The organism is Mesorhizobium sp. (assembly GCF_004962925.1).
Taxonomy (GTDB): domain Bacteria; phylum Pseudomonadota; class Alphaproteobacteria; order Rhizobiales; family Rhizobiaceae; genus Mesorhizobium.
The window spans coordinates 1-8011 of record NZ_SUEO01000260.1 but is presented as its reverse complement, the minus strand read 5'-3'; the positions used below and the strand labels follow the sequence as shown (position 1 = coordinate 8011).

Below are 8011 nucleotides of genomic sequence, written 5' to 3'. Positions count from 1 at the left end.
GGTGGGATGGCTTTGTGGGGCCCTTATGAGGCGAGCTCTGCCGACAACCCTCGTTCAGGTCCGGGACCTCCTCATGGCCGGCCGCTCTCGCCCCAATATCGGCAATAGAGGCGAGCTTTGCCTCCGCCCGGAAGCAGACATTGCAGTTAACCGCACTGGAGGTCGTCGTCGCGCCAGCAGCCGAAATTGATTTCACAGGTTCTGAATGCCCGTTAACGGCGGCGAACCAGCAGTTCGCAACGCCAGGAAGATCACCCTGCGGAAATGCAGTGCGCTAGCTTGCCGGCAACCTTCAAGAACTGCATCACGATGCCTATGGCCGGCACCTGGGCTGCGGAACCAACCCCGACAGGCACGCAGGGCACCCTTAGCCTGGAAAGGCGCAACTCGGTACACGAGGGCGACTATATCTCTACGGAAACAACTTGAAGAAACGCTTCGCTACCCATAGCATGCCACCCCCTGGTGAAATCTGATCAGGAGGTCGGTGGGATCGGTCGGATTTTTAAGCCAGTGCAAAGTAGGGAGGATAACTATGGCTTCCGAAGTACAGGCAAACAATGGCGTTAACGTCGAGGCTTTGCTCGGCGCACGCGAAGCGCTTACCAACGCCCCGGAGGCCGCGCAGTTCAGGTGGCGCGCGGCCTGCGAATGGAAGGATGGCACCCACAGCCACTCGACGGTCGAGAGCTTCTACGGTCTCGGCCAGGACCAGCATCGCAAGACCACCTTCGCATTCGATGCCGACCATCCGGAGGTCTTCGCATCCCTGGATCAGGGCGCCACGCCTGTCGAATACGTGCTGGTCGGGCTGGCGAGTTGCCTGACAGCCGGCATCGCCGCGGTTGCCCAGAACCGGAACATCCAGTTGAAGTCGGTGAAGGCGACCATCGAAGGCGACATGGATATTGCGGGCATACTCGGCATCGACAGCGACGTCCGCAACGGCTTCAGCGGTATCACGGTGAAGTACAACATCGACGCCGACGCCAAGCGCGAGGACATCGAGGCTCTCGTCGCTCAGTCACAGAAGCGGTCGGCTGTCTATGACATTGTAACCAATCCGACGAACGTCACGGTCGTGGTGAATTGAAAGGCGCTTCGAGCCGTAGACTCTCTTGATGAGAGGGCGCGATTAGTTCCGTCACCACAGTGATCGTCGGCGCAGGGCACGCGGGGCTCGCGATGAGCCGCTGCCTCGCGGAGCGCTCTATCGACCATGTGCTGCTGGAGCGCGGCGAGATCGCCCATACCTGGCGCACCGAGCGATGGGATTCGCTGCGGCTGCTCACCCCGAACTGGCAGAGCCGGCTGCCGGGCTTCCGCTACGATGGCGACGACCCCGACGGCTACCGGACGATGCCTGAAGTGATCGACTTCCTCGGGAACTATGCCAAGGCGATCGCGGCTCCGGTCAGAACACACATAACCGTTACCTCGGTTCGCAGCGACGGGGCAGGATATCTCGTGCGCACAGACCGCGGCGAGTGGCGCTGCCGAACTGTCGTGCTGGCGTCAGGCGCTTGCAACATCGCACGCCTGCCCGATTTGGCCGTCCGCGTGCCGCCGTCGGTCGGTATGCTGACGGCACAGTCCTACCGCAATCCGGCTCAGGTCGCCGACGGCGGCGTGCTGGTGGTGGGCGCCTCGTCGAGCGGCACCCAGATCGCACAGGAGCTGCAGCGTTCGGGGCGTCAAGTGACCCTGTCGGTGGGCGAGCACATCCGGGCGCCGCGCGTCTATCGCGGCAAGGACCTGGAGTGGTGGATGGACGCCGCCGGCGTGCTCGATGAGCGCTACGACGAGGTAGACGACATCAGGCGGGCGCGACGGGTTCCTTCGCTGCAGCTTGCCGGCAGCCCCGACCGCACCACCCTCGACCTCAATGCGCTGGTCGACCTCGGCGTCAGGCTCGTTGGCCGTCTCGCTGGCATCACCGAAGACGGCAAGGCCCAGTTTGCGGGGTCGTTGCGCAACATGTGCGCGCTTTCCGATCTCAAGATGACCCGGCTGCTCGACCTCATCGACGAATGGGCGCACGCCAACGGCCTGGACGCTACGGTCGGGCCGCCGGATCGCCTGCCGCCGACCCGTGTCGAGGACAACCCGCCGCTCGGCCTCGACCTTACCGGAGGCGCGATCACGACGATCATCTGGGCCACCGGCTACCGGCCAGACTACTCCTGGCTGGAGCTGCCGGTCCTCGACCGCAAGGGCCACGTCCGTCACGACGGCGGCGTTGCCGAACATCCGGGCATGTACCTGATGGGGATGCAGTTTCTGCGCCGCCGCAAGTCTGCGCTAATCGACGGCGCCGGCGACGACGCACGTGATCTCAGCGATCATCTGGCATCTTACCTCAGGCAAAAATCAATCAACGTCTAAGGCCAAGGTAACGGGTAACTACCGCGACAACGCGGAATTCCGTGACCCTGCAATCATATTCCCAAGTGCAACTTCGGCTTCCAGAAGGGGCGGAACAACTCAATCTTGGGACAGCGGTTCATCACCACTTTCAAGCCCGCTTCCTCCGCCAACAGGGCGGCGGTGTCATCGCGCACCCCAATCTGACTCCACAGAACCTTGGCACCAATTGCGATGGCTTCCTGTGCAACGTCCAACAGGTCTTCGGAGCGGCGAAAAACCTCAACCATATCCACAGGCCGGTCGATGGCCGCCAGTGACGCGTACACCTTGAGCCCTCGAATTTCATCCAGACCGGGGCTGGGATTGACCGGGATCATGTCATAGCCGGTTTCGTGCAGGACCCTGAGAACACCATAGGAAAACTTGGTCTTGTCGGGGCTGGCCCCCACCATCGCGATGGTTTTGACCGACTTGAGAATGTCTTGCAGATAAGCCTCCGAATAGGGCTCATCATGATTCATATGGGTCATTTCTTTGCTTCCAACGGGGTCGCAATATCGGCTTTCAGTTCATGTGCGGCCAAGGGATCTAGGAAGGGGTTGCGATAGAGCTTGTCGTGGCTTTCAACGCCGACCTCCAACGTGCAGTCGCTCATAGGGCGGGCAACGCAGAGGATTATATAGCCATTGTTGATCTGGCGGTTGTTCAGCGCCCGCTGGGCCTTTTGACTGACTTTGCCGCTGATTATCTTGGCCGCGCAGGTTATGCAGCCGCCATACTTGCAACCATAGGGCAGGTCCACGCCCTGCTCGCGCAAGCTTTGCAAGAGGGGCTTGCGGTGATCGACGTCAAAGGCCGCACCGCCTTGGTTGGCGAGGGTGATGGTGAAACTGGTCATACCCAGATGTCACTCGTGCAATCACCGCCGGGATAACGGGTTTCGTGGCAGCGGCTTGGTCCATTTGGTTCCTTGCCAAAATCGACGACATATCGCGGATCAATTTCCATGCCGCCGTTTTCCGTATCGCAATTGACCATCAGCATGCATCCGCCATTGGTGCGAATTTCCGGATAGAACTGGTTGTCCCAGGTCGAGAAGAGCGAGGTCGTCACATAAAGGCGCTTGCCGTCGAGGCTGAGCTGTATCATCTGAGGCCCACCAGTCACTTTCACGCCATTGACCTCAGGCGCACGGCCGAGAAGTCCGCCCATCCACACTTGTCCGGTGAGCTTGGCGTTGTGCGGGTCCGAGATGTCATATTGACGGATGTCGCCATGCAACCAGTTGCAGAGATAGAGGTATCTATCGTCCATACTGAGCAGAATGACCGAGATCACGCCCGGTATCGGGATCGGCCATTCGGGATGCGGCTCATTGCCAACATCGACAATTTTTTCCCACTGCCAGTCACCCGCCGGATCCTTCCACCAATGGATGATGTTTGCAGAAAGGGCCGCGCCAACAAAGCCGTGACTGCTGTCGGGATTGTGATGGAATCGCACTTCGAGTGGGAGCAAGCCATCCTCACCGAGATAGAATGTTTGCTTTGGCTCCTTCGTTTCGAAATCCCAGAAATGGATCTCTCGGCCATATTTCAGATGGCCAACCTCCTCCAGGTCAAAACCAGGCATGAAGGTATTGGGCGCGGCCCACTCCGAGCTGACCATCACGTTATGTCGCGGCTGGTACCAGAAATCATAACCAAACTTGATGCTGCCCATGGAGTTTTCCCAACGGCCGACAATCTCGAACTCCTTGTTGAGTTGCAAATAGCCGCCTGGGGCATTGCCTTGAGCGTCGCCAAGCATGGAAATGATGATGTCCGAGCCGAGGCAATGCACTGTGTGCGGCGCCGACAAGTTGGTCCTGGTTTTGATTTCAGCGCCGTCTATGACCTTGAACAGTGTCGGATTGCGGGGATCGGTTGCGCAATCGACAATATGCAGATTGGTCGAGCGCACACCCGGCACAATCAGATACCTGCGCTCCATGCTTGCATTGCCATGGCAAGACGAACAGGCATTCCAGCCCATGTGATGAAGCTCATCGCCAATACCCGGCATTTGCAAACGTGAAACCACTTGGCTGTAGGTCGAACTCTCCGGGTCGACATCAATGGTACACAAATAGTCCGGCTTCTGAATGCCCGTGCCAGTGTAGATGGCAATCGTATAGAGCAGCTTTTCGCGAGGTGCCCTCATCGCCTCTGCTGGAGAAGCATAGCCCGGTCCACAGCAATGATTGGTCATGGGTACTTCCCCAATTTGAACAGATCACTGGCCAGCCCCAACGGGGTCAAAGTGGAATGTAGTGCATGCTTGGCATTGGCGCTATGGCCGGGGTGGCTGGTCAAGCGCGCGCACTGTGACGTACAACCGGGCGACAGAGCGTCCACGGGACCGTCTAACGCGAGCTGCTTATCCCGGCGGAACATTGGTGGGGCGATCGGAAATCGGTGCCTGGACCAAGCCCAAGTGAAAGCTCCCGGCTTCGTATGAGCCGCCAGTCCGCTTTCGGCCCCTGAATTGCTCGACCGGAATGCGCCGAATGTCCGCCCTTGAGGCGATCTTTGCGATTGCCGGATAGCAGACGCTGCCGGCGACCACCCTGGACATCTTATTGCGCCAGAAGCAGACATTTCTGATCGCGGACCGGCTGCCCGGATGGGTCTCGCTACTTCGACATTGGGAGGAGACTTCTGAAGTGCGGTCCCGCCCCCAGATCGGCATTGATGTACCGACACCGGGTAGTCATACTTACGGGGCAAGTGAGGAGAAACGAGCCACAATGCGTCTGCTGCCAAATCTGCTCTCCCGTTTTGTAAAAAACGGGCGCCTGACTGTCATATTCGAGGACGGTTTCAGGCAAGCCTTCGGCAGTGGACAGGATGGGCCCGACGTGACGATCCGCCTAACCGACAAAGCGGTCGAACGCGAGATCTTCTTCAATCCGGAACTGAAGGCGGCCGAAGCCTACATGGATGGCCGCTTGGTGATCGAGAACGGTGGCAAAGCATTTGACCTCTTGTCACTTTTTTCCGTCAACCGCACTGAGTTGGCAGCCCACCCTGTTCAGAAGGCGTTGCGGAAAGTCTGGCGTGCGTTGCGCCGGCGCCAGCAGGACAACAAGCTCGGTCTCGCCGCCAAAAACGTTCAGCATCACTACGACATCCCGACGAAATTTTATGAGCTATGGCTCGACGAGACAATGACCTATTCGTGCGCCTATTACACGGCACCGGACAACAGTCTGCAGCAAGCGCAGGTGGACAAGCATCGCCACATTGCCGCGAAGCTCAAGCTAGAGCCGGGCATGCATGTGATGGAAATCGGCTCAGGCTGGGGCGCTCTCGCCATCTATCTCGCCAAGGTATTGCGACGTGAAGGTCACGGCGATCAACGTTTCGACGGAGCAATTGGCGGCGTCTCGGCTTCGTGCGATCGAGGCCGGGGTCGCTCATCAGATCGATTTTCGCGAGGTCGACTATCGCGAGGTCAGCGGACAGTTCGACCGTGTTGTCTCGATCGGAATGATGGAGCACGTGGGCGTCGCTCATTTCGACAGCTATTTCACGATCATTAGTAGATTGTTGAAGGAGGGCGGCTTCGCATTGGTTCATGCGATCGGACGCATGTCACCGCCTGGTACGACGGCGCCGTTCATCCGCAAGTATATCTTTCCAGGTGGGTATGTGCCGGCTTTGTCAGAGGTGTTTGCCTCGCTGGAGCGCACGGGGATCTGGTGCGCCGACTGCGAAAATTTGCGGCTGCACTATTACTGGACGATCCACGATTGGCGTCACGGTTATGAGGCCAGGCGCGAGGAGGCAATCGCCATGATGGGCGAACGCTTCTGCCGTATGTGGGATTTCTATCTGGCGTCGGCCGAACTCGGCTTCCTAAACGGTTCAAATTTTGTCTTCCAGATACTGATCTCGACTCGCCGTGACGATGTCCCAGTCATCCGCGATTATATTGCCGAAGAAGAGCGACGCCTACTGAGCTCGATGCAGACGAGTGCGTAGTTCGCTATCTACACCAGTCGGCCCCCATCCGGGTGGTTAGCTCGCCCTGCAGGACTCGGATGAGAACAGACAGCCACGCCCACTCATCCCGCCGGTCAATCTTCGTCCGACGGAAGCGCCAGTGCAACCAATCGACAAGTCCGCAGATCAAAGCGGTCGGCCACGAATGACAGCTTTGCGCCCAATCTCAGTCGTTCCGCCCGAGGCAGAGGCAACCGAAAGCGGACGCGCTGTTCAGAAATCTACCTGTTGGTTAGGCAAAACGAACCACAAGAGCCCATCGACTAGACCGGTCGAACGGCTACAGCCCAAGACATTCCAAACCAGACGGCCGAGTCCGGCTCCTTGCTCCAATCAATCAGGGCGTCGAGCGTCGCAGTGACGGATTGGCGAGGCAATCCGATAGCCACGATATCGTCCATCGCTTCATCGATGATGCTCGCAATATTCCGAACAACTGCCTCAAAGTCAGGCTCGCCGGCGCATCCGCCAAAAAAGACAAATGTGATACGTCGTGGACGCAGGTCGGCCTGATGCAACAATTGGACAAGGCGACGTCCGATGATTGGATCATTGCCGTGTCGGTCGTAGGTTCGCTGATAGGCATGCCATAGTGAGGCAAATCCCGGTGGCTCGGGCCAGAGCCGCAGCCCATCATAGTCGTCATCTGACAATATCACCCGTCCGCCCGGTCGCACTGCGCCGGCCATGTTGCGAACAAGCAGCAACGGGTCAGGTAGGTGCTCGAGCGGCTCCTGTCCAATGGCGTGCGCACCATCCTCGTCGAGGCCGCCTCCCGCTTCGCCAGGGATCTGATCGTTCAGGAGACCGGCTACGAGATGCTGAGATCACGTGGGATCGAGCTGATCGCTGTCGACAGTCCTGACAGTTTTGTCGGCAACACCCCGACAGCGAACCTGATCCGCCAAGTGCTCGGCGCGGTCTCTGAGTTCGAGAAGGCGATGCTGGTGGAGAAGCTTAAGGGTGCCCGGGAGCGCAAACGCCGCGAGACTGGCAAGAAAGTCGGCGGGCGCCGAAACTATGCCGAGATTGATGGCGGACCTGAGCTGATTGCGCTTGCAAAGAAGCTGCACCGTTATCCGGTCAATGGCCACCAGCGCACCCTGGGCGACGTTGCGATGGCGTTGGCGGACGCGGGGTATCTGTCGAGTGCTGGAACGCAGTACACACCGACTGCAGTCTCGAGCGCCTCGCCGGCTTCACCGGCCGACCCATAAAGATCAAGACGCTGTCGGCCGAATGAGCCCATCCGCCCCCAGGCGCGAACAAGCGCAGTATCGCCGAACAGCGACGGCTCGATTGTGAGCACGTAGAACCGGGCGACATTGCAGGTGCAATCGCGCCGCTGGAGAACGATTTGGAGCTTGGGCTCGACCATGCCCGATTGTCACTGACATCCGGCGCCGACGTCCAATTCATTGGCTGAATCGTTAGGACCTGAGCGATTCACGGCGTTGATGATTGCCATTGGGCTTTTTCCCTAATCGCGGAACACCCGGTGAAGTCACGGGTTATAAAAACGAAGGGACGTCGCAGCTTCCTGAAAAAGGAGATGATGAAACGACTTCTAATCGCATCGGCAATGATGGCCCTGTCAA

Annotated in this window: 8 protein-coding genes and 2 pseudogenes; 5 read left to right on the top strand and 5 right to left on the bottom strand. The window is 58.9% G+C overall.

The window, feature by feature from the left end; all coding sequences use genetic code 11:
• Positions 1 to 535 precede the first annotated feature (535 nt).
• Entirely contained in the window at positions 536 to 1093 is a 558-nt protein-coding gene (locus E5W87_RS31610; RefSeq protein ID WP_292406716.1) for an OsmC family protein, read from the top strand.
• A gap of 59 nt (positions 1094 to 1152) precedes the next feature.
• Positions 1153 to 2385, top strand: a complete 1233-nt coding sequence (locus tag E5W87_RS31605; protein WP_292406713.1) for an NAD(P)-binding domain-containing protein — start codon at positions 1153 to 1155, stop codon at positions 2383 to 2385.
• Between the two features lie 53 nt (positions 2386 to 2438).
• On the opposite strand, the gene E5W87_RS31600 is transcribed toward E5W87_RS31605, so the two are convergent.
• Genes E5W87_RS31600 through E5W87_RS31590 form a run of 3 tightly spaced genes read right to left on the bottom strand, consistent with a single transcriptional unit; the run spans position 2439 to position 4617 of the window.
• Positions 2439 to 2888: a CoA-binding protein gene (locus E5W87_RS31600; RefSeq protein ID WP_292406720.1), complete on the bottom strand. Its 450-nt coding sequence runs from the start codon at positions 2886 to 2888 to the stop codon at positions 2439 to 2441.
• 5 nt (positions 2889 to 2893) lie between these two features.
• Positions 2894 to 3265: a 2Fe-2S iron-sulfur cluster-binding protein gene (locus E5W87_RS31595; protein WP_292406710.1), complete on the bottom strand. Its 372-nt coding sequence runs from the start codon at positions 3263 to 3265 to the stop codon at positions 2894 to 2896.
• Complete coding sequence (locus tag E5W87_RS31590) at positions 3262 to 4617, bottom strand: selenium-binding family protein (RefSeq protein WP_292406706.1); 1356 nt, start codon at positions 4615 to 4617, stop codon at positions 3262 to 3264. The genes E5W87_RS31595 and E5W87_RS31590 overlap by 4 nt, the downstream gene beginning before the upstream one ends.
• A gap of 538 nt (positions 4618 to 5155) precedes the next feature.
• On the opposite strand from E5W87_RS31590, the pseudogene E5W87_RS36200 reads away from it, so the two are divergent.
• A pseudogene (locus tag E5W87_RS36200) lies at positions 5156 to 5674 on the top strand (class I SAM-dependent methyltransferase); the annotation flags it as partial.
• A 73-nt stretch (positions 5675 to 5747) separates the two neighbouring features.
• Positions 5748 to 6392, top strand: coding sequence for a class I SAM-dependent methyltransferase (locus E5W87_RS36195; protein WP_367118897.1), 645 nt, complete (start codon positions 5748 to 5750; stop codon positions 6390 to 6392).
• A 284-nt stretch (positions 6393 to 6676) separates the two neighbouring features.
• Here E5W87_RS36195 and E5W87_RS31580 read toward each other — a convergent pair whose 3' ends face one another.
• A complete protein-coding gene (locus E5W87_RS31580) occupies positions 6677 to 7072 on the bottom strand; it encodes a hypothetical protein (protein WP_292406718.1) in 396 nt (131 codons plus the stop codon).
• Positions 7073 to 7132: 60 nt separating this feature from the next.
• Here E5W87_RS31580 and E5W87_RS31575 point away from each other — a divergent pair, with 60 nt between their 5' ends.
• Entirely contained in the window at positions 7133 to 7630 is a 498-nt protein-coding gene (locus E5W87_RS31575) for a recombinase family protein (RefSeq protein WP_292406703.1), read from the top strand.
• A gap of 23 nt (positions 7631 to 7653) precedes the next feature.
• Here the strand turns inward: E5W87_RS31575 and E5W87_RS31570 are convergent.
• Positions 7654 to 7791: pseudogene (locus tag E5W87_RS31570) on the bottom strand (WGR domain-containing protein); the annotation flags it as partial.
• Between the last annotated feature and the right edge of the window lie 220 nt (positions 7792 to 8011).

What these genes read in the sequence shown, in the direction of transcription:
- E5W87_RS31610 (WP_292406716.1), top strand. Translation starts at nt 536, where the DNA reads ATGGCTTCCGAAGTACAGGCAAACAATGGCGTTAACGTCGAGGCTTTG.
- E5W87_RS31600 (WP_292406720.1), bottom strand. Translation starts at nt 2,888, where the DNA reads ATGAATCATGATGAGCCCTATTCGGAGGCTTATCTGCAAGACATTCTC.
- E5W87_RS31595 (WP_292406710.1), bottom strand. Translation starts at nt 3,265, where the DNA reads ATGACCAGTTTCACCATCACCCTCGCCAACCAAGGCGGTGCGGCCTTT.
- E5W87_RS31590 (WP_292406706.1), bottom strand. Translation starts at nt 4,617, where the DNA reads ATGACCAATCATTGCTGTGGACCGGGCTATGCTTCTCCAGCAGAGGCG.